This window comes from Nocardia sp. CNS-044 (assembly GCF_059570515.1).
In genome coordinates this window covers 523,761-546,798 of sequence record NZ_JCANSX010000006.1, presented here as the reverse complement: position 1 = coordinate 546,798, position 23,038 = coordinate 523,761, and the positions used below count along the sequence as shown (strand labels likewise).

Genomic DNA, 23,038 nt, shown 5'->3' with positions numbered 1-23,038 from the left:
GCGCATCCGATCCTGAACTTGCGTCTCCACCAAGGGGAGAAGCCAGGCTGTCGGACATGGACGACAAGACGCTCCTCTCGATCGGTGCGGTGGCCGAGCGCACCGGCTTGACGGTCAAGGCCATACGCTTCTACGCCGACCGCAAGATCGTCGCGCCGTCCGCCATCGGCCCGAACGGTTTCCGCCGCTACGACTCCGATGCCATCGCCCGCCTGGAACTGGTCCGCACACTGCGCGCCCTCGGCCTCGACCTCGACACCGTCCGTCAAGTGCTGGCACGGGAACGCACCGTGCCGGAGGTCGCCGCGGCGCACGCCGACGCGCTCGATGTCCGCGGATGGCCGAGTACCAAGCCAGCGAGCGCGCGAACGGCGACACCACCGGACTGCACCACGAATTGACCGAGGCCGTCCGCGACCTGGTCGGCGCCGCCTTGGCCGCGGGCGTGCGCCCGGACGAACAGGCCGCCGTCGCCGTGGTGGACGAGCTGACCGCGCGTTACGCCCACACCTTCGGCCGCGCCGACGACACCGACCTGCGCCGCTGGATGCTCGAGCGCCTGGCGATCGCCAATGACATACGGGTGGAGCGGTATTGGCGCCTCGTCGCCGCCGTCAACGGCTCGCCCGCGCCGCAGGAACTCGCGGAGGTATTCGACTGGTTCGCGGCGGCGCTGCGAGCGCGGGACTAGCCGCGGTGAGCGCGCGGCCCGGAAGAGGGCCGCGCGCAACGAGACCGACTGGTTCTAGAGAGCCGACTCGATGGCCGAAACCACGCTCGGGTCTTCGGGTTTCACGGTCGGGCGGAAGCGCGCCGCCACCTTGCCGTCGCGATCGATGAGGAACTTCTCGAAGTTCCACTGGATGTCGCCCGCGGCGCCCTCGGCGTCGGCGGTCTCGACCAGCTCGCGGTAGAGCGGGTGCCGGTTCTCGCCGTTCACGTCGGTCTTCTCCAACAGCGGGAAGTCGACGCCGTAGGTGATGGAGCAGAACTCCTGGATTTCCTCGGCCGAGCCGGGTTCCTGACCCATGAACTGGTTGCACGGCACGCCGATCACGGTGAACCCGCGCGGACCGTAGGTCTGCTGCAGCTCGACCAGCGCCGAATACTGCGGCGTCAGACCGCATTTGGACGCCACGTTGACCAGCAGCACCGCCTTGTCACCGGCCAGCTCGCCCAGCGTCGTCGACGCACCGGTCAGGGTCCGTAGCGGAATATCCCGAATGCTCACTCGTCTCGCACCTGCCACTTCTGATCTCGTCGGTCCACCCCGAGCGCCACGCTACCGGATCGGCGGGGCGGACGATCTTCGGCGAAACGATCGCGGTCTCAACGGAGGCGGGTGCGCCGCATCAACCGCAGTGTGGCCAGGGTGGTCTTGACCTGCATCTCGTAGGACAGCCGGGCGCGGGCGGCCAAGACCTGGAGTTTCACCACGCCGATGTTCACCGTGTCGGTGTACTTCAGCAGGCCTTGGTCGCCGTGCCGAGTGCCGACGCCGGACTGCTTCACCCCGCCCGACGGTGTGGTCTTGGCGGAGTAGGTGGCGACGAAGCCGTCGTTGATATTGATGTTGCCCGACTCGAGCCGGTCCGCGATCCGCCTGCCCCGGGCGAGGTCGGTCGTCCACACGCTGGCATTGAGTCCGTAGTCCGTGTCGTTGGCGAGGCGGATGGCCTCGGCGTCGTCGCGGAACGGATAGACACTCACCACTGGCCCGAAGGTCTCCGCCGTCGCGTGGACCATGTCGGGGGTGACGCCAGTCAGCACAGTCGGCTCGTAGAAGGCGGGTCCGATGTCGGGGCGCGCCCGGCCGCCGGTGTGCACGGTGGCGCCCTTCGCGCGCGCGTCCGCCACGTGTTCGGCCACCCTGGCGAGCTGGTCGGTCGAGACGAGCGAGCCGAATTCCGGCGCGTAGTCGTAGGCGGCCCCCATTTTCGACCCGAGTTCCTCGGCCGCCGCGACCAAGCGGTGGAGGAATTCGTCGTGGATTCGCTCGTGCACATAGATCCGCTCGATGTGCATACAGGCCTGGCCCGAGTTGCCGAACACCGCGAACATCGCGCCCGCGATCGCGTCGTCGAGATTCGCGTCGTCCAGCACGAGCATCGGATTCTTACCACCGAGTTCGAGGCTGCATCCGATGAGGTGGCGGCCCGCTTGCTCGCCGACCACCCGCCCGGTAGCGGTGGAACCGGTGAACATGACGAAATCGGAGCCGCCGATCAATGCGGGGCCGACGTCGGGACCGGTGCCGCAGACGACCTGGAACAGCCCGTGCGGCAAACCCGCCCGATACAGCAGTTCGACGCCGAACAGCGCGCACAAGGCGGTCTTGTTGTCCGGCTTGAGAATGACGGCGTTGCCCGCGATGAGGGCGGGCACCGAGTCGGAGATAGCGATGGCCAAGGGGAAGTTCCACGGCGCGATCACCGCGATCGCGCCCTTGGGACGGTGTTCCTCGAACGAACTGGTCACCAACGGGATCGGGCCGCCATGTCGACGGGGGCGCAACACCCGACGCGCGGTCTTCAGGTAGTGGCTGATGACCATCGGCACGTCGCACGATTCCTCGAGCGCCATGCGCCGGGTCTTGCCGGAGCCGATCTGGATGAGGTCGGCGATCGTCTCGCCCTCCCGCAGGAACAGCTCGTGCGCCCGCTCGAACACCGCGAGTCTGCGGCGCAGCGGCCAGCTCGCCCACTCCCGCTGCGCGGCGCGGGCGGTGGCGAAGGCCGCGGTGACGTCCTCGGGGCGGGATTGCGGCAGGTCGCCGACATGGGCGCCGGTGTAGACCTCGGTCATCGGGAACGGTGGCCGAGCCTTCGCGTCGGCGGCGACCATGCCGGTCAGTCGCGCGATCAGCTCCGTGGTGATCCGGGGCGGCAGGCTTGCGGTCAGCTCGTCCGTGGCGTGCGTTGTGCTCATCGGGTGTCTCCCAGGCGTGCGATTGCGACGCGCGCCCGCGGTGCGCCGCGCGCGTCCCTCGGTGTGGAATTAGAACACGTTCTTATTGTCTCACGCCAGGCTCTGCCGGACAGGGCGCCGCAGCGCTGGATATCGAGCGCCGCTGCGCTGCGGATTCAGCGCAGCGGCGCCTCGGGCTGCACCTCGACGAGCACCAGATGCGCCCCGCGCGGCGCCGACACCACGGCTACCACCGCCGCCGCGAGATCACCGGCGCGCAGCATGTGCGGGTGTCGGGCGAACCCCCACACCTTCCAGTCCTCGAGCAATGGACCGACGACTTCCGGCGTCGAGTCCATGCCCATGTTGGTCAGCGTCGGTCCGGGCCGCACCACCGAGGCGCGAATCCCGCTGCCCTCCAACTCCATTCGCAGCTGCACCGCCATCGCCTCCAGTCCGGCCTTGGCCGCGCTGTACGCGCCGGTGCGCGGCCGGGGCTCGGGCGCGCAGTCGGAGCCGATGAGCACGACGTCGCCGCGCCGCCGTTCGAGCATGCCGGGCAGTACCCGGTGCACCAGCCGCTGCGCGCCGACGAGGTGCACGTGGACCTGGCGCAGGAAACGTTCGGGGTCCATCTCCTGCACCAGCGAGAATTCGATGTCGCCCGCGCCGGACACCAGGATCTCGGTGGGTCCGAGCTCGCGCTCCGCGGCGGTGACGAACTCGTCCACCGAGTTCGCGTCGGTGACGTCGAGCCGGTGCGCGTAGGCGGCGCCGCCGTCGGCGCGGATCTTGGCCGCCAGCTCCTCGCACAGTTCGACGCGCCGTGCGCCGAGCGCGACCGGGTGGCCGAGTTCGGCGAGCGCGAGCGCCGTCGCGGCGCCGATACCGGAGGAGGCGCCCGCGATCAGCGAGGGCCTGCGGTCGGGGTGGGGTTCGTAGCGGGGCATCTACCTCTCCACGGTCAGGGGAAGGGCGGCGAAGCCGCGGACATTGGTCGAGTGCACGCGCACGATGCCGCTGTCGGCGACGCGGTAGGCGGGCACCCGAGCGACGAATTCACGAAGGGCGACAACGGTTTCCAGGCGAGCAAGGTGGGCGCCGAGGCAGAAGTGCACGCCCGCACCGAAACTGGCGAGCTTGCCCTTGTCGGGTCGATCGATGCGGTAGGTGTCGGCGTCGTCGAAAACGGCGGAATCGCGGTTGGCCGAACCGATCAGCAGCAGCACCTTGGCGCCCGCGGGAATTGTCGCGCCGTGGTAGTCGAGGTCGACGGTGGCGGTGCGCGCCACGATCTGACTGGAGGTGTCGTAGCGCAGTGTCTCCTCGACCCAGTCCGGCACCAGGCCGGGCTCGGCCACCACCTTCGCGTATTCGGCGGGGTGCCGCGCGGCCCAGTACAACGCGTTGCCCAGCAGTTTCGTAGTCGTCTCGTTGCCCGCGACCACCATCAGGAACATGAAGCCGATGACTTCTTGATCGCTGAGCTGGTCGCCGTCGATATCGGCGTCCAGCAGCGCGGAGACCAGATCGTCGCCGGGATCGCGGCGGCGCTCGGCGACCATGTCGGTGTAGTAGCCGAACAGTTCGATCGAGGCCTCCACCGCGGCCATCGGCACGTCCAGCACGCCGTCCTCGCGATGCACCACGAGATCGGCGAGGCGGCGAATCTCCGCGCGGTCCTGTTCCGGAACGCCCATCAGTTCGGAGATCACGTCCATCGGCAGCTTGCCCGCGAAATCCTCGATCCAGTCGAAGGATTCGCGTGCGAGCGCGGGCTCCAGGTAGGCGAGGGTGATCTCGCGGACGCGCTCCTCCATCTCCGCGACCCGGCGCGGCGTGAAGCCCTTGTAGACCAGCTTGCGCATCCGCATGTGCCGCGGATCGTCCATGGCCAGGAAGGACATCACCCGGTGCGCGTGCGGTCCCCACGCCGCCGGGTCGAGCGAGACGCCGTTGGCGCTCGAGAGCCGGGTGGCATCACGGAATCCGGCCGTCACGTCGGCGTGCCTGGACAGCGCCCAGAAGTCCAGATCGGGGTTGTGGAAGAGCGGCGCCTCGGTCCGCAGCCGACGGTAGGTGGGGTACGGGTCGTCGTGGAAGCCGTAGTCGTACGGGTCGAAGGTCAGCGGTTCCAACGAGGCTGCCGTCATGGTGCTCTCCGATGATTCCGTAACGAGTTCTCGCGCCGGGCAGCGAAAGCCGCCGTCCGCGAAGACACATAGCTGGACATGTGTCTGGACACTACCAGCGCTCGAATATCGAGACAATGGATCGGTCGTATCCAGTACCGGGTCGGCGTCGCGTCGATCGTCGATAGTGAAACATGTTCTTGCATCGTGGAGCGTGCCCGGACTATATTCCGTACACCTGTCCAGACAGTATCGGAGCAACCATGAACAGTCTCCTGCCCGCCGACGGGTCGCGCCTGTTGATCGACGGCAAACTCCGCCAGGGCGGCGACGGCGTGTTCGAGACGGTGAACCCCGCGACCGAGGAGACCCTCGGGCTCGCCGCGAACGCGGACGCCGCCGATATGGACGACGCGATCGCCGCCGCGCGCGCCGCCTTCGACGACACCGACTGGTCCCGTGACCACGCCTTCCGCGCCCGGTGCTTGGCGCAGTTGCGCGTCGCTCTCCAGGCCGAGGTCGAGGCGCTGCGCGAGATCACCGTCGCCGAGGCGGGCGCGCCCGTCATGCTCACCAAGGGCCCGCAGCTCGAGGGGCCGATCGCGGACTTGGCCTTTCCCGCGAATCTCGCCGAAAACTACCAGTGGGAAACCGATCTCGGCGTCGCCGAGCCGATGGGCATCAAGACTCGCAGGACGCTGCGCCGCGAACCGATCGGCGTGGTCGGCGCCATCACCCCGTGGAACTTCCCGCATCAGATCGGTTTCGCCAAACTGGGTCCCGCGCTCGCGGCCGGAAACACGGTGGTGCTCAAGCCCGCTCCCGACACGCCTTGGTGCGCGGCGGCGGTCGGCGCGATCATCACCGAACAGACCGATATCCCGCCGGGCGTGGTGAACATCGTGACGTCGTCGGATCACGCTCTCGGCGCCCGGCTTTCGGTCGACCCGCGGGTGGACCTGGTCAGCTTCACCGGCTCGACCCAGACCGGCAGGTTGGTGATGGCCGCCGCGGCACCCACTCTGAAGAAGACCTTCCTCGAGCTTGGCGGCAAATCCGCGTTCATCGTGCTCGACGACGCGAACATCGCCGGAGCCGTCGGCGTCGCGGCGTTTTCGGTGTGCGTGCACGCCGGGCAAGGTTGTGCGCTGACCACCCGCCTGCTGGTGCCGCGCGCGTCCTACGACGAGGCGGTGCAGGTGGCGGCGGCCACCATGGGCCGGATCGTGCCGGGCGATCCCACCGACCCCGGCACCGTATGCGGGCCGCTGATCTCGCGGCGTCAACGCGATCGGGTGCTCGGTTACCTGGACATGGCGCGGGCCGAGGGCGGGCGGATCGTGGTCGGCGGCCGTCGGGCCGAACGGGAGCGCGGCTGGTTCGTCGAGCCGACGCTGATCGCCGACCTGCCCAACAGCGCGACGGTCGCGCGCGAGGAGATCTTCGGCCCGGTGCTGGTGATCATCCCGCACGACGGCGACGAGGACGCCATCCGCATCGCCAACGATTCGCCCTACGGGCTGTCCGGCTCGGTGTGGGGCGCCGATCCCGAGCGAATCCGGCGCGTCACCGAGGGCGTGCGCACCGGAACGCTGAGCGTCAACGGCGGCGTCTGGTACTCCGCCGACGCGCCGTTCGGCGGCTACAAGCAGTCCGGCATCGGCCGCGAGATGGGCGTGGCCGGGTTCGAGGAATACCTGGAAACCAAGCTGATCGCGACCGCGGGATGAAATCCGCTGGAACGCAAGCCGATCGGCAGAGAGTTGTGGAGGACCCCATGGGGCGTTTCGCCGGAAGATCCGTCATAGTCACCGGTGCCGCGCAGGGCATCGGCGCGGTCTACGCCAAGGCGCTGGCCGAGGAGGGTGCGAAAGTCGTTGTCGCCGATCGCAATGTCGAGCGCGGCAAGTCCGTCGCCGCCGAGATCGCGGCGACGGGCGGCACCGCGGTGTTCGGTGAGGTAGATGTCGCCGACCCCGAATCCGCCACGGCCCTCGCGGAATTCACCGTCGGCGAGTTCGGCGCGATCGACCACCTGGTGAACAACGCCGCCATCTACGGCGAGATGAAACTCGACCTGCTGCTGACCGTACCGTGGGACTACTACAAGAAGTTCATGTCGGTGAACATGGACGGCGCGCTCAACATGACCAGGGCGGTGTTCCAGCACATGGTGCGCGCGGGCGGCGGCTCGATCGTCAACCAGTCGTCCACCGCGGCCTGGGTGTACTCCGGCTTCTACGGCCTGGCCAAGGTCGGCGTCAACGGACTCACCCAGCAGCTGGCCTTCGAACTCGGCGGCTCCAAGATCCGTATCAACGCCATCGCGCCCGGGCCCATCGACACCGAGGCGACCAAGACCGTGACGCCGGGCGTCATCGTGGACGACATGATCAAGCGGCTGCCGCTCAAACGGATGGGCACGCCGGAGGATCTGGTCGGCGCCTGCCTGTATCTGCTCTCGGATGACGCCGCGTGGGTCACCGGGCAGATCTTCAATGTCGACGGCGGACAGATCTTCCGCTCATGAACGCACCGCTGCGCGTCGGATTCGTCGGCCTCGGCAATATGGGCGCGCCGATGGCCAAGCGGCTGCTGGCCTGGCCGGGCGGCCTCACGGTGTGCGACACCAGGCCCGAGGCGGTGCGTCCGTTCGCCGAAGCCGGTGCGGCGGCCGTCGATTCGGCCGCCGGGGTCGCCGCGGCCGCCGACATCGTCTGCGTCGCGGTGCTCGACGACGCGCAGGTGCGCGCCGTGGTCACCGAACTGTCGGGCGCCGCCGCGCCGGGGACCGTGATCGCGGTGCACTCCACGATCGCCGACCGGACCGCCGAAGAACTGGCGGTCGCCTGCGCCGAACGCGGCATCGATCTCGTCGACGCGCCCGTCAGCGGCGGCGGACCCGGCGCCGAACTGGGTCGGCTCGCGGTCATGGTCGGCGGTAGCGCGACGGCGTTCGAGCGGGTGCGCGAGCCCTTCGGCAGTTTCGCCGATCTCGTCGTGCACGCCGGGGAGGTGGGCGCGGGGACGCGAATGAAGCTGGCGCGCAACCTTTTGCACTTCGTCGCCTTCACCGCCGCCACCGAGGCGCAACGGCTCGCCGAGGCCGCCGGACTCGACATCACCGCCTTGGGCAAGATCGTCCGGCATTCCGACGCGGTCACCGGCGGCCCCGGCGCCATCATGCTGCGCGACCGCACCGCCCCGATCGAACCGGACGATTTCTGGCTGCCCATCCTGCGCCACGTGCGTGACCTCGGCGAAAAGGACCTCGGCCTTGCCCTGGAACTCGGCGACCGGCTCGCGCTCGACCTGCCGCTGGCCCGCCTCGCGCTCGAGCGCCTCGGTCCCGGCCTCGGCGTCGGCGACAACACCTTCGAAAGGCAGAACTCATGACCGACAACGCCAATGGCGCGGCCGACGATGCCAACGGCACGGGAGACACCGTCCGGCAGCGCGGCCTCGCCAAGATGGCCGAGGTCTACGGCACTGAATTCCAGGATTACCCCGGCAATCACTTCGCCATGACCGCCGATCACCTTTTCGCGAACGTGTGGTCGCGGCCCGGGCTCAGCGTGCGGGACCGCCGTCTGCTCCTGCTGGGGGCATTGACCGCGCAGGGTCTGATGGACACCGCGGGCATCCAGATCGGCGCCGCGCTGCGCAACGGCGAACTCACCGAGGAGCAGCTGCACGAGATCGCGCTGTTCCTGTGTCACTACGTGGGTTGGCCGAACGGCACCAAACTCGACCTGTTGGTGGGAACAATCGTGGCGCAGCAGAAGAAAGCCGCGCGGGCCGCCGCCGACAAGTCCGAGACCGCGTGACATCGCACCGAACCACGAGGAAGCGAATATGACCGACGCCGAGTCCATCCGTCCACTGCGCGCCAGTGCAGTCTCCGAATGGGGACACTCCGCCGATGTCGTCGTCGCGGGGTACGGCATCGCCGGGGTGTGCGCCGCCATCGAGGCGGCGCGGGCGGGCGCCGACGTGCTCATCCTGGAACGCTCCGGCGGATGGGGCGGCGCCGCGGCGATGGCGGGCGGGTTCATCTACCTCGGTGGCGGCACGCCGTTGCAGCGCGCGCTCGGGTTCGAGGACAGTCCGGAGAACATGGAGAAGTTCTTGCTCGCCGCGCTCGGGCCGGGCGTCGATTCGGCCAAGATCGCGGACTACTGCCGCAACAGCGTCGAGCACTACAACTGGCTCGTCTCGTGCGGCGTGCCGTTCCGCGAGGCGTTCTGGGGCGAGCCCGGCTGGGAGCCGCCGCACGACGAGGGCCTGATGTACTCCGGCGGCGAGAACGCCGCGCCGTTCAACACCCTGGCCACGCCCGCGCCGCGCGGACACGTCCCCCAGTACGCCGACAAACGGATCGGGCAGCGCAGCGGCGGCTACATGCTCATGAAGCCGCTCGCCGAGACGGCCGAAAAGCTCGGTGTGCGAGTGGAATACGACACGCGCATCCGTCGGCTGATCGTGGACGACGACGATCGGGTGGTCGGCGTGGTCGCCGCGCACTTCGGCAAGGAGGTCGCTATCCGGGCCGAACGCGGCGTCGTCTTGGCCACCGGCAGTTTCGCCTACGCCGCGCAGATGATCGAGGGATACGCGCCGCGCCTGATCGGCAGGCCTGCCGCCGCCATCGAGGAGCACGACGGCATCGGCATCCGGGTGGCGCAGGCGCTCGGCGCGGACCTGGCGCACATGGACGCCACCGAGGTCGCCTTCTTCGGCGATCCACAGCTGCTGGTGCGCGGCATCCTGGTGAACGGGCGCGGCCAGCGCTACATCCCGGAGGACACCTATCCCGGCCGGATCGGCCAGGCCACGCTGATCCAGCAGGAGAACCAGGCGTACCTGGTGATCGATGAGGCGTCCTACGAGGCGGCGCTGAAGACCGTGACCGCGACGCCCTTCTTCCGGCAGCCACCGACCTGGGTGGCGGAATCGGTCGCCGAGCTCGAGGCCGACATGGGCTTGCCGGAGAAGGCGCTGCAATCGACCGTCGAGACCTACAACCGGCACGCGGCCGACGGCAAGGATCCGCTGCTCGGCAAGAAGCCGGAGTGGGTGCGCCCGATCGGTACGCCGTTGGCGGCCTTCGACATGCGCAACTTCACCGCGGGATTCACCCTCGGCGGGCTGCGCACGGATCTGGACTCGCGGGTGCTGCACGTCTCCGGTGAACCGATCGCCGGACTGTACGCGGCGGGTCGCTGTACCTCGGGGCTGTGCGCGGGCGGATACGTCAGCGGGGCCTCGCTCGGCGACGGCAGCTTCTACGGTCGCAGGGCCGGGGTGGCGGCCGCCAAGAACTGATGGGGACTGATAGTGTCTGGACACATGTCCGAAGGTGATTCCATCATGCTGGAGGCGACCCGGCGTCGCCTCAGCGGGAAACAGGCCGACACTGTCGACAAACTGACCAAGTCGGCCGTGGAGGTGCTGGCCCGCGAGGGCTTCGCGGGCATGACCATCCGGTTGGTCGCCGCGGCCGCCGGTGTCGGCACCGCCACGGCCTACACCTATTTCTCCTCCAAGGAACACCTGGTCGCGGAGATCTTCTGGCGGCGGCTCGTCGCCTCGCCGTCACCGGCGAGCGAATCCGACGACCCGCACGACCGCGTCGTCGCCGAACTGCGCAACATCGCCATGCTCGTCGCCGACGAGCAGGAACTCTCCGGCGCCGTCACCAGCGCACTCCTCGGTCGCGACCCCGACGTCGCGCACCTGCGCGACCGCATCGGCGCCGAGATCCGCAAACGCATCCTGCGCGCCCTCGGCCCCGACGCCGACCCCGACATCGTCGAATCCCTCGAACTCCTCTACGCGGGCGCCCTCGTCCGCGCGGGCATGGGCTACGCCTCCTACTCCGAAATCGCCGACCGCATAGAGAAATCCGCGCTCCTCATCCTGAAGTAGACACAGCAAGACGTGGGACGCCGACCAGGCCAACAGCTCGGTGCGGCGCATCCGATCGAAACCGCCGCCGCGACACCCGACATCGGTCACGCCTGCGACGAGATCCGCCCCGGCTACCGCAAACTCGCGATCGCGGCCTCCCATTGTCATTCGCTACCGTATCGACGCCGACGCCGACCTCGAGGTCATCCGGATCCTCCACCAGCGCATGGACGTGGGCTCTCACCTGTGACCCGCCCTGGGCGGCGCTCGTGGTCCGGGCTCCGCCCCCGGCGTCGAGGCGCCGGTCGGGGACGGGTGAGGTCGGCGTGGCGAAGTCGGCGTTTCGCGAGGACACTGAGGACGTAGCGCCCAACTTCGTCCCCAGGAGCATGCGATGCCAGACAACGGGCCTTTCGGCATCGATCCGGAAGATATCGAACGCGCACTGCGTGAGGCGGGAACCGAGCTCCGCGACCTGCTCGGGAAAGCAGGCGTGTACCTGGATCGCGTAGATCACGCGAGCGTCGGTTCCGTGGCGTCGTTTCTCGGTCAGTTCGTCCAACCGGAGCGGTCACGTCCACCGCAACCCGAGACCACGGGTGAGACCGGCAGCGGGGTCTGGGCGATCTACAGCATCGACGACACCGGCGAGGCCAGGGTCGACCAGGTCTTCCCGAGCGAACTCGAGGCCTTACGCGCGCACCGCGACAACACCGATCCACAGCGTCGGGTGCGGTTCCTGCCCTACGGCGTTCCGGCGAGCGTGTTGGATGCCCCCTGACGGCGCACGCTGAAGAAGTGGTGGCGGTCCGCGCCGATCGGTTGAGCCGTACGACCGGGGTATTCGGGGGAATCCCTGATGGCGCGGGGCGGGGTTCGCAGACAGACTGGAGGGCATGACTTCGCAAGCTGTGGGGGCCGAGACCGCCGAGACGGTGACGCCGACCGAGATCGCGGCGCGTGCCGCCGACCTGTCCAAGGTGTACGGGTCGGGTGATACCCAGGTCAAGGCGCTGGACGGGGTGTCGGTCGAGTTCGCGAAGCGGGAGTTCACCGCGATCATGGGGCCCTCCGGCTCCGGCAAATCGACCCTCATGCACTGCCTGGCCGGATTGGACAGCGCCAGCTCCGGCACCGTGCGCATCGGCGAGACCGATCTGACCGACCTCACCGACAAGCAGATGACCCGCCTGCGCCGCGACCGCATCGGCTTCGTCTTCCAGGCGTTCAACCTGGTGCCCACGCTGACCGCGCTGGAGAACATCACGCTGCCGCTGGACATCGCGGGCCGCGACCCCGACGAGGACTGGCTCCACACGGTGATCAAGCGGCTCGGGCTCGGCGACCGGCTCGATCACCGGCCCAGCGAGCTCTCCGGCGGCCAGCAGCAGCGGGTGGCGTGCGCGCGGGCGCTCGCGGGCAAGCCCGAGATCATCTTCGGCGACGAGCCGACCGGCAACCTGGACTCGCGCGCCTCGGAGGAGGTGCTGTCCATCCTGCGCGCCGCGGTGAACGAGTTCGGCCAGACGGTCGTGATCGTCACCCACGAGCCGCACGCCGCGTCCTTCGCCGACCGGGTGATCTTCCTCGCCGACGGCCGGATCGTCTCCGAATTGCGCGATCCCACCGCGGAATCGGTGCTGGACCGGATGAAGTCGCTGGAGCAGGCATGAGGACCGCGGTCGTCGGGCGGGGGGAAGCGTGATGAACGGCAGTCCGATGCGCAAGGTCGCGCTCCGCAACCTCGCCGCGCACAAAGTCCGGTTGGCGCTGACCCTGCTCTCGGTGGTGCTCGGCACCGCCTTCATCGCGGGTTCGTTCGTCTTCACCGACACCTTGCAGCGCACCTTCGACGGCCTGTTCGCCAGCCAGGCGAAAGGCGTCGACGTGCGGGTGAGCCCGAAGGAACAGCAGTCCTTCGGCGTCCCGCTCGGCGTGGTGGACATGGTCTCGGGGATGGACGGCGTGCGCGCGGTCGCGCCGAGCGTGAACGGCCCGCTGGTGCTGCTCGACCCCGAGGGCAAGAAGCCGGTGCAGACCGGCGGCGCGCCCAGCTGGGGCGAGTCCTACGTCCCGCCCGAACACGCGGTCGCGGAACCGCCGACGTTCGTCGCGGGCACGCCGCCCACGAAGGCGGGGGAGGTCGCGATCAACAGCGGGGGCGCCGAGGTCGCCGGTCTGAAGGTGGGGGATCGGACCAAGCTCCTGATCCCGTCGCAGAGCACCCAGCAGCGGCCGGTCCTCGACGTCACCGTCAGTGGCATCTACGAGTTGCCTTCGGACACCGGTGGATTCATCGGCCTCTACTTCGACGACGCGCAGGCCAGGCAGCTGTTCACCGACGGCACGCACGTCGCCTGGATCGACATCGCCGCCTCCGGCTCGGGCGACGAATTGCGCGACCGGATCGCCGCCGCACTGCCGGACTTCAAGGTGCAGAACGGCGAGCAGGTGCGCGCCGATATGAAAGCCCAGGTCTCCCAGGCGCTGAACTTCATCAACTACTTCCTGCTCGCGTTCGGCGCGATCGCGCTGATCGTCGGCACGTTCATCATCTACAACACCTTCGCGATGATCGTCGCGCAGCGGCTGCGCGAGCTGGCGCTGCTGCGGGCGGTCGGTGCCAGCAGCGGGCAGGTCGGCGGCTCGGTGGTGGCCGAGGCGCTGGTCATCGGCGCGATCGGCAGCGTGATCGGCCTCGCGGCGGGCGTCGGCTTGGCGTTCGGGCTGTCGGCGGTGCTCAACGCCTTCGATCTCGGCCTGCCCACCGGTTCCATGGCGGTGCTGCCGCGCACGGTGGTCGTCGCACTGGTTGTCGGTCTCGTCGTCACCGTGATCAGCGCCTACGCGCCCGCGCGCCGGGCGGCGAAGATCCCGCCCGTCGAGGCGATGCGGGAGGAATTCGCTTCCGCCGGTGAATCGTTGCGGATCCGCACCGCCGTCGGCGCGGTGCTCGCCGTGGTCGGCGTTGTGCTCGTGCTGCTCGGCTCCCGCTCGACGGGCGGCAGCGCCGCGGCGACGGTCGGTGCGGGCGCGCTGGCGCTGATCCTCGCCGTGCTGCTCGCCTCGCCCGCGCTGTCGCGTCCCGTGGTCGGCGGCCTCGGGGTGCTGATCCGCCCGTTCGGGCCGATCGGCCGGATGGCGCGCAACAACGCGGCGCGCAATCCGCGCCGCACGGCCGCGACGGCTTTCGCGCTCACCCTCGGCCTGATGCTGGTGTCGTTGATCAGCATGCTCGGCACGTCGGCCAAGGCCAGCGTCGCGGTGCTGGTCGACAAGGGCGTCAAGTCCGAGTACGTGCTCGCGGGCCCGCAGCAGTCCCAGCTGATCGGACTGCCGCTGGGCGTGCCGGACGCGGTGCGCGCCGGCGTGCCGGAGGCCGCCGAGGTGATCGGCTTCCGCGGCGTCGCGGTGAAGGTCGGTGACGATCGGCTGGCGGGCGTCGCGCCCGACGGTCCGATCGACAGCGCGCTGAACTACGAGATCCTGCAAGGCACGGGCACCCTCGGTGAGCGCGGCATCCTGGTCTCCGACGACGAGGCGGCCCAGCACGATTGGCGGGCCGGTCAGCAGATCGAGCTCACCACGCTGGACCGCAATCAGAAGGTGCCGGTCACCATCGCGGGCGTGTACAAGAAGACGCCGCTGCTCGGCGACCTGGTGGTGCCGCCCGCGATCTTCGAAGCGGTGACGCCGACCGCGTTCCGCAACAACTTCTATGTGCTCGTCAACGCGAAGCCGGGCGCGGACGTGGCCGCGATGCGCGCCGACCTGGCGAAGGCGACCGATCAATTCGCGGTCGTTCAGGTGCAGGACCGCGAGCAGTTCAAGGGCGCGCAGGGCCGCCAGATCAACACCCTGCTCGCCATCCTGTACGGCCTGCTCGCCTTGGCCGTGGTGATCGCCATCCTCGGCATCATCAACACGCTCGCGCTCTCGGTGGTGGAGCGGCGCAGGGAGATCGGCATGCTGCGCGCCGTCGGCACCATGCGCTCGCAGATTCGCCGCACGATCTACCTGGAGTCCATGCTGATCGCGGTGTTCGGCGCCCTCGTCGGCGTGGTCCTCGGCATCGGTCTGGGCATCGGATTCCTGCGCACGCTACGGGATTTCGGCATCGACCAGATCGACATCCCGTGGACCCAGCTGGTCCTGGTGCTGATCTCCTCGGCCGTCGTCGGCGTGCTCGCCGCGCTGTGGCCGGGCATCCGGGCCGCACGCACCCCACCGCTGGCCGCCATCGCGGACATCTAGTCGACACAGCCGGACGCTCCGCCGATAGCCTGCGCATGGCCGGAGCGAAGGCGGAGATACGCCTAGGCCTGGTCCCGGCTTTCGAGCCGGGCCAGTCCGCAGGTTGCGACATAGTTGCCAAGGCTGAGACGAGTAGCGAACTACTCGCGCCCGGCGCACCGCGGCGCCGCATGATTCCGGTATGTCCAGGGTCTTCCTGAGTCATTCGAGCCGGGACACGCGGCAAGCGGTCGCGCTGAAGGCGTGGCTCGTCGAGGCGGACCCGGGCCTCGCCGACGAGATCTTCCTCGATCTGGATCGGCGGACCGGGATTCGCGCCGGTGTCCGCTGGAAGGACGCCCTGCGGCGAGCGAGCGAGCGCTGCGAGGCCGTCATCTGCTTGCTGTCCGAGAACTGGGACGCCTCGCACGAGTGCAAGGTCGAGTATCGGTCTGCCGAAACGCTGGGCAAGCCGATCTTCGCGGTTCGATTGCAGCCGCTGAAGGGCCGGGACATCACCAGCGAATGGCAACGGTGCGATCTGTTCGGCGCGGGGCCGCACACCTCGATCTCCGTCGACGACGGTCCGCCGGTCGAATTCCGCACCGAAGGCCTGCTGCGGCTGCGTGACGGACTGCGGGCGGCGGGCATCGGCGCGGACACCTTCGCTTGGCCGCCGCCCGACGACCCGGAACGGGCGCCCTATCGCGGCTGGCAGCCGCTGGAAGCGGTGGACGCTGCCGTGTACTTCGGCCGCGACGCGCAGATCGGCCGGGCGCTCACCGTCATCCGAGCACTGCGCAATTCCGGCGTCGGTCAGTTGTTCGTCGTGCTCGGACCGTCCGGGGTCGGGAAGTCGTCGTTCCTGCGCGCGGGTTTGTTGCCGCGCTTGCACCGCGACGATCGCCATTACCTGCCCGCCGGGATCGTGCGGCCGCAGCGCTATGCCCTGACCGGCGACGGCGGGCTGGCGCACACGGTTCACCGGCTCCGCGTCGATCTGGGATTGCGTCAACCGAGTCTCGGTGTCATCAAGGAGGGCATCCGCGATGTGGCACGGGTGCGGGGCTGGCTTGCCGAGGCGCAGCGGGCAGCGCGAGAGCAAATAGTCGATCCCACCGACGACGAGCCGCCGACCCTCGTGCTTCCCCTCGACCAAGCCGAGGAGCTGTTCGGCGTCGACGCCGACGAGGAAGCTCGGGCCTTGCTCGCCCTCGTCGGCGAGCTGCTCGATCCGCACATCGCGATGTCGATCGTCGTCGTCGCGACCATTCGGGCCGACCGGTACGAGCCGCTGCAGACCGCGCCGGAACTGGCCGATGTCGCGGTCCGCCCGTTCGACGACCTGAAACCGATGCCACAGGCGCAGTTCAAAGAGGTCATCTGCGGCCCTGCGCGGCGGGCGCGCCAAGCGGGCAGCAAGCTCGCCTTCGCCCCGGACCTGGTGGACCGGCTGCTCGACGACTGGTCGCACGGCGCGGACACCCTGCCGCTGCTCTCGCTGACCTTGGCGCGTCTGTACCAGGACTACGGCGATGGCGAGATCACTCTCGCCGAATACGAGGCGATGGGCGGCTTGCGCCGCGTCGTGCAGAGCGAGGTCGACGAGCTGCTCGCGGTCGATCCCGCGGTGCGACAGGAACAACTCGCGGTGCTGCGGACGGCGTTCGTGCCGTGGCTGGCGACCGTCGACCCGGACAACGACCAGCCGATGCGCCGGGTCGCGCGCTGGTTCGACCTGCCCGCGCCCAGTCGTCCATTGCTGGAGAGTTTCATCGCCCAGCGGCTGCTCGTCCGGGACGAGCGCGACGGTGAGATCGTGGTCGAGGTCGCCCTCGAAAGCCTGCTGCGGCAATGGGACGCGTTGGCCGAGTGGCTGCGGATCGAGGCCGCCGACCTGAAAGATGCCGTCAATCTGGAGCGAGCGGCGCTGGCCTGGGATCGCAACGGACGCCACGACGAGTGGCTGCTGGCGGGCAGCAGGCTCGCCGACGCCGAATCGCTGGTCGTCGAACCGGGATTCCGGGACCGGCTCGAGGACGTGCGGGAGTTCCTGTCGGCCTCGCGAAAGCACGAAGACCGGTTACTCGCCGAAGAACAGGAGCATCGGGAGGCCGAGCTGCGGGCGGCCAGGGACCGGCAGGAGGCGGCGGAAGCGTTGGCGGCGGCGGAAAGTCGCGCGAAGGAGGACGCGGAGCGCAATGCCCGCATGTTGCGCAGACGGTCGAGGATTCTGCGGGCGGTGTTGATCGTCGTGGTCGTCGTGGCGGTGGTGGCGGCGGTCGGATTCGTGCGGGCGTTGCGCGCGGAGGATCGGGCACGCTCGAATGCGCGAGATGCGTCGGCGGCGTCGCTGGGCGCGCAATCTCAGCTCATGCTGAGCGAATCGTGGCCGGGCATGAGCGACGACGTGTTGGGAATGCAGATGGCCTTGGCCGCCAGCAGCTTTCCGTCGAAGTCCGATGACCGCTTCGCCGTACTCAATGCGATCCACCAGACGCGCAACGTAACCAAGATTTACGGCTTGAACGGCGCTAGTACATCCAGCGTGAAGTTCAGTCCGGATGGCAGTCGGATCGTCACCACTCGCGGCAACGCGATCGAACTGGTGGACGCGGGAACCTGGCAGCGAATCGGCGATGTCATGACCGGGCACAAGGGCGAGGTGAACGAACTCGCCTTCAGCCCGGACGGCAGGCGCATACTGTCCGGCGGCCGCGACGCGACGGTGCGACTCTGGGATGCGGAAACGCAACACCCGATCGGCGAGCCCATGCGTGGGCATAGCGGGCCAGTCACGAGTGTCGCGTTCAGTCCCGACGGGAGCGCGCTTGTCTCGGGAGGCGTGGACAAGACCGTGCGGTTGTGGGATACCGAGTCACGGCGACCGATCGGCGAGCCGATGTCCGGATCCGAGAAAGAGGTCATATCGGTTGCGTTCGGTGCCGCCGGTCTGATCGCCTCGAGTGGCCTGGACGGCGCGATCCGGCTGTGGGACCCCACATCGCGGCAGCCGGTCGGTGCGATCCCGACTGGCCAGTTCAATGTGAACAGTGTCGCGTTCAGTCCGGACGGCGCCCGGCTCGCCTCGGCGGGCACGGACACGACGATCCAGATCTGGGATCCGCGCACCCGCCTGCCGATCGGCGAACCGATGCGCGGACACACCGCGGTGATCGCAGATGTGACGTTCAGTCCCGACGGCGCTCGACTCGCCTCCGCGAGCGAGGACAAGACGATCCGAACGTGGGATGCGGCGTCCGGGCACCCGGTGGGTGAAGCGCTGCGCGGGCACGAATCCGCGGTCACCAGTGTCGCTTTCCACCGCGACGGGCGACGGATCGTTTCCGGCGGTCTCGATGCCACGGTGCGGGAATGGATCGGAAACACGGGCACTGTGTACCGCGAAGGCCCGGTGATCGGGGTTGCGATCAGCCCGGATGGCAGGCGCATCGTGTCGAGCACGGTGGACGGGACGATCAGCCAGTCGGAGATCGACACCGGCAAACAGGTGGGTCCCGTTGTCCGCGGCGATGCCCTCGAGGGTGCGGTTTACAGCGCCGACGGCAGGCGACTCGAGTCGATCAGCACGAGCCATCTACGAATGTGGGATGCGAATACCGGTGCGCCGGTCGGTGCGCCGATTCCTTTCCCGCCCGAGACGAAGGCAGCTCTCACCAATGGTGATCGCATAGCGGCGTCGTTCACGGAATCGTCCGGTCAGCTGTGGAACCTGCCGTCGATGCGACCGATCGGCCCGTCACTGGACGAAGCCAAGGGGGTCCTGTCCGCTGAGTTCAGTCGTGATGGAAAGGTACTCGCGGCCGGGGGCGCGGACTGGGTGGTGCGATTGTGGGATGCGACGACGGGCCTGCGGGTCGGGAAGTCGATGGAGGGCGCGGGGTGGGTGTCCGCTATCGCCTTCAGCTCGGATGGTCGTCGGCTCGCGGTCGGATACTTCGACAAGTCGGTGCGGCTGTGGAACGTGGACACCGGGGAACAGATCGGTGATCCGATGTGGCACGACGGCTGGGTGATGGATGTCGAGTTCGGCCCGGACGAAAAGATACTGGCGAGTGGCAGTGTGGACGGAAATGTCCGGCTGTGGGATGTCGCATCGCAGCGGCAGATCGGCCCCGCGATGATCGGCCACGCAGGAATGATCGCGGACGTCGACTTCACACCGGACGGCGCAAGCATCTTCTCCGCGGGCGCCGACAAGACGATCAGAATTTGGCCGGGGTCGACGTTCGACACCGACAAGCTTTGCGCCAAGATGACTTACAACATGAGCCGGGAGACATGGAACGAATGGGTCTCGCCCGACATCGAGTATGAAAAGGTCTGCCCGGATCTCCCGATCGTGGGCGAAGAAGGTGGGTAAACCACGACCGCCCGCATCGGGCCCATTCAGCGCCCGGCATTCGGTGTACTGAATCGACGACGACTCCAGAGGAATTGGAGATATCCGGCTTCGTGCCGGAGCGGGCCGTCAACCCGGGTAGCGGGCGTGCCATTCGGCCGTGGGCTCGCCGTGCCTGTCGCGCGGCGGGGTCGGGCCGAACTCGGTGCAGTAGTCGGCGGCCAGGCGGTCGATGATGGGCGCGACGTCCAGCGCGGTGCGCCAAGGTTCGGGAATCGCGGTGCGGCCGTGGCGGGCGCCGAGGATGCTGCCGCACAACGCGCCAGTGGAGTCGCTGTCGCCGGAATGGTTGACCGCCAACAAAACTCCGTGGCGGAAGATGTCCTCCGGCATCCCGCCGACGGACTGCGCGCACAGCGCCGCGTAGACGGCGATGCCGAGCGCCTCGGGCGCGATCCAGCCGCGCCCGAGCGCGTCGAAGTCCTCCGGCTGCGGCATCGCACTTGTGCGGCGCGCGGTGGCGGCGGCCAGCTCGATGGCCGCGGTGAGCGCCGCGGAGGTCTCCTCGTGGTGCTCGCGGCGGGCCAGTTCGGCGCGGACCCGGTCGAGCGCGGCGTCGAGTTCCGCGCCGCGGCCGAGCAGATAGATCAGCGCGGCCACCGCTCCGGCGGGCAGCCAGCCGCTGGGGTGTCCGTGGGTGAGGGCCGCAGCGTCGCAACCCAACTCGAAGACGTGCTCCAGTGCGTCACCTGCCCGGTCCACGGCATAGCCGAAGCCGCAGGGCACCACGCGCACCGCGGCGGCGCAGCCCTTGGAATCGTTGATCGGCTCGGTCCGGGTGCCCAGCGGGCGGGCCGGTTCGCGCCGCGCCGCCGCCTTCTGCAATGCGGTGTAGGCGGCTTGCGTGATGCCGCGGTATCCCATCAACTCCGGGTGCGCGGCCAGCGCGCTGTGCGGCCGGAACTCCTGCTCCGGGATGGTGACGCCCTGCCCCTGCAACCACACCAGGAAGCCCTGCTGCATCATGCCGAGCGTCGCGCCGCCGATACCGCGTGACCGCGCCCGTACCGAGCCTCTGACGAGAGCCTCGACGGTGAACAGCGTCAGCTGGGTCTCCTCGGAGATTCTGCCCTCGTACGTTTCCGGCGAGCCGGTGATACCCCGTGGGCCGTACCGCTGCCGGATGTGGTGCAGCAGCATGTTTTCCACCGGCGCGCCGAGTGCGTCGCCGATGGCGCCGCCGAGCAGACAGCCGTGCACCACGTCGTCCTGGGTGCGCAGGTTCCTGCGGAAGTCGGCCGCGTGCATGGTCACGTCGGGAGCGGTGGGCCGCGCGTGCGGCTCGGACCACGGCCGGGCCTGCGGGCCGCTCGGCGTCGGTCGCGCGGGGGGTTCGGCCAGTGACTGGTCGGTTGTTGGCGCCTTGTCGCGCAAGGCACGGACGACGTCCTCGGCGAATTCCCCACATGAGTCGTACCTGTCGCCGGGGTCCTTCGCCATTCCCCTGGCGAGCACCGAGTCCAGGCGCGCGGGCAGCTCCGGCCGCGCCGCGCGCGGCGACGGGATCGGGCCGTGCAGGTGCCCGAAGAGCACGGCGGGCAGATTCGGGCCGTCGTACGGTCCCGCGCCGGTGAGCAAACGAAACAGCGTGCACGCCAACGCGTACTGATCGCAGCGGTGGTCCAGCGGCGCGTTGGTCAGCTGCTCCGGCGCGGCGTAGGCGAGGGTCGCGGTGAGGTTGCCGGTGCGGGTGAGCCCGGCGGTGTCGTCGAGCAGTTTGGCGATGCCGAAGTCGGTCAGCAGCACCCGCTCGTCGAAGCCCGTGCCGACGCCCGCGGAACGGGACAGCAGGATGTTGGCGGGCTTCACATCGCGGTGCAGCACGCCCCTGGCGTGCGCGTAATCCAAGGCGCCCGCGGTCTGCACGACGATCTGCGCGACCCGCTCCGGCGACATGTCGCTCGGCGGCGCCGCGGCGCTGTCCTGACCGTCCACGTACTGCATCGAGATCCACAGTCGCTCGTCCTCGATGCCGCGGTCGTAGACGGTGATGATGTTCGGGTGGTCCAGCTGCGCGACCAGGTCTGCCTCGCGCTCGAACCGCCGCCGAATCTCGGCGTCGTCGAACATCTCCCGGTGCAGCAGCTTCAGCGCGGTCGTCTTCGGCAGCCGGGGATGGCGCGCCGCGTACACCGCGCCCATGCCGCCGCGTCCCAGCTCGCGTTCGATCACGTAGCCCGCGAACACCTCACCACGGCGCAACATCCGTGCCCCCCATCCAGCGTGCCGAGACCTCGACGAGTCTAGAACGGTCTCATGGCTTTCCGGCGTTCACGTCGGCCCAGGATCGGACGTCGCCGCGATCCAGCGCCACGGCGAGCAGGTCGGGGAAGCGGTCGGGCGTGCAGGCGAAGGCCGGAACGCCGAGCGCGGCGAGGGCGGCGGCGTTGTCGTGGTCGAAAGCCGGTGCGCCGTCGTCGGAAAGGGCGAGCAAGACGACCACCTGCACACCTGATTCCCGCATGGCGTGCACCCGGCGCAGCATCTCCGCGCGGATGCCGCCCTCGTAGAGGTCGGAGATCAGCACGAAGAGCGTGTCGGCCGGGCGGGCGATCAGCGTCTGACAGTAGGCGAGCGCCCTGTTGATGTCGGTGCCGCCGCCGAGCTGGGTGCCGAACAGCACGTCGACGGGGTCGGTGAGCAGATCGGTGAGGTCGACGACCTCGGTGTCGAAGACCACCAGCGACGTGCGCAGCGCCCGCATCGACGCGAGCACCGCGCCGAACACCGAGGCGTACACCACGCTCGCGGCCATCGACCCCGACTGATCGATGGCCAGCACGACGTCGCGCCGCACGCTCTGGGTGTTGCGGCCGTAGCCGACCAGCCGCTCCGGGACGACCGTGCGGTGCTCGGGCAGGTAGTTCGCCAGGTTCTTCCGAATGGTGCGGTCCCAGTCGATGTCTCGGGCCCGCGGCCTGCTGACCCGCGCCGCCCGGTTGAGCGCGCCGGAGACGGCGGTGCGGGTGTGCGTGGCGATGCGCTGCTCGATCTCGCGCACCACCCGCTCGACCACGGTGCGCGCCGTCGCCTTGGTCGTCTCCGGCATCACCCGGTTCAGGCTGAGCAACGTGCCGACCAGATGCACGTCGGGTTCCACGGCGGCGAGCAGCTCCGGCTCCAGCAGCAGTTCGGTGAGTTGCAGGCGGTCGATGGCGTCGCGCTGCATCACCTCGACCACGCTGGACGGGAAGTAGGTGCGGATGTCACCGAGCCAGCGCGCCACCCGCGGCGCCGAATCGCCGAGACTGCCGGAACGTTTCCCGGAGGTTGGCTCGTCGCCGGTGTTGTAGAGGGCGCCGAGGGCACGATCGACGGCCACGTCGTCGGCGCCGCCGAGTCCGCCGACCTCGGGCTCGGCCGCGGCCCCGAGCACAAGTCGCCACCGGCGTGCGAATTCCTCCCCGGCCTCACTCATGTCCCGCCTCCTTCC

At 69.1% G+C, this 23,038-nt stretch carries 19 protein-coding genes; 13 read left to right on the top strand and 6 right to left on the bottom strand.

All coding sequences use genetic code 11. From position 1 onward, the window contains the following. Window positions 1–56: 56 nt before the first annotated feature. Entirely contained in the window at window positions 57–401 is a 345-nt protein-coding gene (locus T333_RS11145) for a helix-turn-helix domain-containing protein (protein ID WP_496424401.1), read from the top strand. Continuing rightward, window positions 338–691, top strand: coding sequence for a hypothetical protein (locus tag T333_RS11140; protein WP_496424400.1), 354 nt, complete (start codon window positions 338–340; stop codon window positions 689–691). The genes T333_RS11145 and T333_RS11140 overlap by 64 nt, the downstream gene beginning before the upstream one ends. 54 nt (window positions 692–745) lie before the next feature. Here T333_RS11140 and T333_RS11135 read toward each other — a convergent pair whose 3' ends face one another. The 4 genes from T333_RS11135 to T333_RS11120 all read right to left on the bottom strand — a co-directional run bounded on the left by T333_RS11135 (window position 746) and on the right by T333_RS11120 (window position 5,060). Continuing rightward, window positions 746–1,231 (bottom strand): glutathione peroxidase, encoded by a 486-nt coding sequence (locus T333_RS11135; protein ID WP_496424399.1) that lies wholly within the window; start codon window positions 1,229–1,231, stop codon window positions 746–748. A 98-nt stretch (window positions 1,232–1,329) separates the two neighbouring features. Beyond that, on the bottom strand, window positions 1,330–2,928 hold the full coding sequence (locus T333_RS11130) for a succinic semialdehyde dehydrogenase (RefSeq protein ID WP_496424398.1): 1,599 nt from the start codon (window positions 2,926–2,928) through the stop codon (window positions 1,330–1,332). A gap of 155 nt (window positions 2,929–3,083) precedes the next feature. Next, entirely contained in the window at window positions 3,084–3,857 is a 774-nt protein-coding gene (locus T333_RS11125) for an SDR family oxidoreductase (protein ID WP_496424397.1), read from the bottom strand. Beyond that, window positions 3,858–5,060, bottom strand: coding sequence for a cytochrome P450 (locus T333_RS11120; RefSeq protein ID WP_496424396.1), 1,203 nt, complete (start codon window positions 5,058–5,060; stop codon window positions 3,858–3,860). It abuts the gene before it with no gap. Window positions 5,061–5,302: 242 nt separating this feature from the next. Here T333_RS11120 and T333_RS11115 point away from each other — a divergent pair, with 242 nt between their 5' ends. The 11 genes from T333_RS11115 to T333_RS11065 all read left to right on the top strand — a co-directional run bounded on the left by T333_RS11115 (window position 5,303) and on the right by T333_RS11065 (window position 19,566). Beyond that, window positions 5,303–6,769 (top strand): aldehyde dehydrogenase, encoded by a 1,467-nt coding sequence (locus T333_RS11115; RefSeq protein WP_355001780.1) that lies wholly within the window; start codon window positions 5,303–5,305, stop codon window positions 6,767–6,769. A 47-nt stretch (window positions 6,770–6,816) separates the two neighbouring features. After that, window positions 6,817–7,569 carry an SDR family oxidoreductase gene (locus tag T333_RS11110; RefSeq protein WP_357250807.1) on the top strand — a complete coding sequence of 251 codons (753 nt, stop codon included), beginning with the start codon at window positions 6,817–6,819 and terminating at the stop codon, window positions 7,567–7,569. Continuing rightward, window positions 7,566–8,435 carry an NAD(P)-dependent oxidoreductase gene (locus tag T333_RS11105; RefSeq protein WP_496424395.1) on the top strand — a complete coding sequence of 290 codons (870 nt, stop codon included), beginning with the start codon at window positions 7,566–7,568 and terminating at the stop codon, window positions 8,433–8,435. Before T333_RS11110 ends, T333_RS11105 begins: the two co-directional genes overlap by 4 nt. Then, on the top strand, window positions 8,432–8,866 hold the full coding sequence (locus T333_RS11100; protein ID WP_496424394.1) for a carboxymuconolactone decarboxylase family protein: 435 nt from the start codon (window positions 8,432–8,434) through the stop codon (window positions 8,864–8,866). Before T333_RS11105 ends, T333_RS11100 begins: the two co-directional genes overlap by 4 nt. Before the next feature lie 28 nt (window positions 8,867–8,894). Continuing rightward, window positions 8,895–10,364, top strand: coding sequence for an FAD-dependent oxidoreductase (locus T333_RS11095; RefSeq protein ID WP_496424393.1), 1,470 nt, complete (start codon window positions 8,895–8,897; stop codon window positions 10,362–10,364). A 24-nt stretch (window positions 10,365–10,388) separates the two neighbouring features. After that, window positions 10,389–10,967, top strand: coding sequence for a TetR/AcrR family transcriptional regulator (locus T333_RS11090; protein ID WP_067791578.1), 579 nt, complete (start codon window positions 10,389–10,391; stop codon window positions 10,965–10,967). A gap of 40 nt (window positions 10,968–11,007) precedes the next feature. After that, window positions 11,008–11,199, top strand: coding sequence for a type II toxin-antitoxin system RelE/ParE family toxin (locus T333_RS11085; protein ID WP_496424392.1), 192 nt, complete (start codon window positions 11,008–11,010; stop codon window positions 11,197–11,199). A 144-nt stretch (window positions 11,200–11,343) separates the two neighbouring features. After that, on the top strand, window positions 11,344–11,730 hold the full coding sequence (locus tag T333_RS11080; RefSeq protein ID WP_355001775.1) for an Rv0313 family protein: 387 nt from the start codon (window positions 11,344–11,346) through the stop codon (window positions 11,728–11,730). A gap of 115 nt (window positions 11,731–11,845) precedes the next feature. Then, entirely contained in the window at window positions 11,846–12,622 is a 777-nt protein-coding gene (locus T333_RS11075; protein WP_355001774.1) for an ABC transporter ATP-binding protein, read from the top strand. Between the two features lie 31 nt (window positions 12,623–12,653). Next, window positions 12,654–15,203: an ABC transporter permease gene (locus T333_RS11070; protein WP_355001773.1), complete on the top strand. Its 2,550-nt coding sequence runs from the start codon at window positions 12,654–12,656 to the stop codon at window positions 15,201–15,203. A gap of 181 nt (window positions 15,204–15,384) precedes the next feature. After that, a complete protein-coding gene (locus tag T333_RS11065) occupies window positions 15,385–19,566 on the top strand; it encodes an nSTAND1 domain-containing NTPase (protein WP_496424391.1) in 4,182 nt (1,393 codons plus the stop codon). 108 nt (window positions 19,567–19,674) lie between these two features. Here the strand turns inward: T333_RS11065 and T333_RS11060 are convergent, their stop codons facing one another. Next, complete coding sequence (locus tag T333_RS11060) at window positions 19,675–21,810, bottom strand: ADP-ribosylglycohydrolase family protein (protein ID WP_496424390.1); 2,136 nt, start codon at window positions 21,808–21,810, stop codon at window positions 19,675–19,677. A 49-nt stretch (window positions 21,811–21,859) separates the two neighbouring features. Then, window positions 21,860–23,023, bottom strand: coding sequence for a VWA domain-containing protein (locus T333_RS11055; protein ID WP_496424389.1), 1,164 nt, complete (start codon window positions 23,021–23,023; stop codon window positions 21,860–21,862). Between the last annotated feature and the right edge of the window lie 15 nt (window positions 23,024–23,038).

Bases quoted from the DNA above. Each gene is read 5' to 3' on its own strand.
- T333_RS11145 (WP_496424401.1), top strand. From the start codon at position 57: ATGGACGACAAGACGCTCCTCTCGATCGGTGCGGTGGCCGAGCGCACC.
- T333_RS11140 (WP_496424400.1), top strand. From the start codon at position 338: ATGGCCGAGTACCAAGCCAGCGAGCGCGCGAACGGCGACACCACCGGA.
- T333_RS11130 (WP_496424398.1), bottom strand. From the start codon at position 2,928: ATGAGCACAACGCACGCCACGGACGAGCTGACCGCAAGCCTGCCGCCC.
- T333_RS11125 (WP_496424397.1), bottom strand. From the start codon at position 3,857: ATGCCCCGCTACGAACCCCACCCCGACCGCAGGCCCTCGCTGATCGCG.
- T333_RS11120 (WP_496424396.1), bottom strand. From the start codon at position 5,060: ATGACGGCAGCCTCGTTGGAACCGCTGACCTTCGACCCGTACGACTAC.
- T333_RS11115 (WP_355001780.1), top strand. From the start codon at position 5,303: ATGAACAGTCTCCTGCCCGCCGACGGGTCGCGCCTGTTGATCGACGGC.
- T333_RS11110 (WP_357250807.1), top strand. From the start codon at position 6,817: ATGGGGCGTTTCGCCGGAAGATCCGTCATAGTCACCGGTGCCGCGCAG.
- T333_RS11105 (WP_496424395.1), top strand. From the start codon at position 7,566: ATGAACGCACCGCTGCGCGTCGGATTCGTCGGCCTCGGCAATATGGGC.
- T333_RS11100 (WP_496424394.1), top strand. From the start codon at position 8,432: ATGACCGACAACGCCAATGGCGCGGCCGACGATGCCAACGGCACGGGA.
- T333_RS11095 (WP_496424393.1), top strand. From the start codon at position 8,895: ATGACCGACGCCGAGTCCATCCGTCCACTGCGCGCCAGTGCAGTCTCC.
- T333_RS11090 (WP_067791578.1), top strand. From the start codon at position 10,389: ATGTCCGAAGGTGATTCCATCATGCTGGAGGCGACCCGGCGTCGCCTC.
- T333_RS11080 (WP_355001775.1), top strand. From the start codon at position 11,344: ATGCCAGACAACGGGCCTTTCGGCATCGATCCGGAAGATATCGAACGC.
- T333_RS11075 (WP_355001774.1), top strand. From the start codon at position 11,846: ATGACTTCGCAAGCTGTGGGGGCCGAGACCGCCGAGACGGTGACGCCG.
- T333_RS11070 (WP_355001773.1), top strand. From the start codon at position 12,654: ATGAACGGCAGTCCGATGCGCAAGGTCGCGCTCCGCAACCTCGCCGCG.
- T333_RS11065 (WP_496424391.1), top strand. From the start codon at position 15,385: ATGTCCAGGGTCTTCCTGAGTCATTCGAGCCGGGACACGCGGCAAGCG.
- T333_RS11060 (WP_496424390.1), bottom strand. From the start codon at position 21,810: ATGTTGCGCCGTGGTGAGGTGTTCGCGGGCTACGTGATCGAACGCGAG.
- T333_RS11055 (WP_496424389.1), bottom strand. From the start codon at position 23,023: ATGAGTGAGGCCGGGGAGGAATTCGCACGCCGGTGGCGACTTGTGCTC.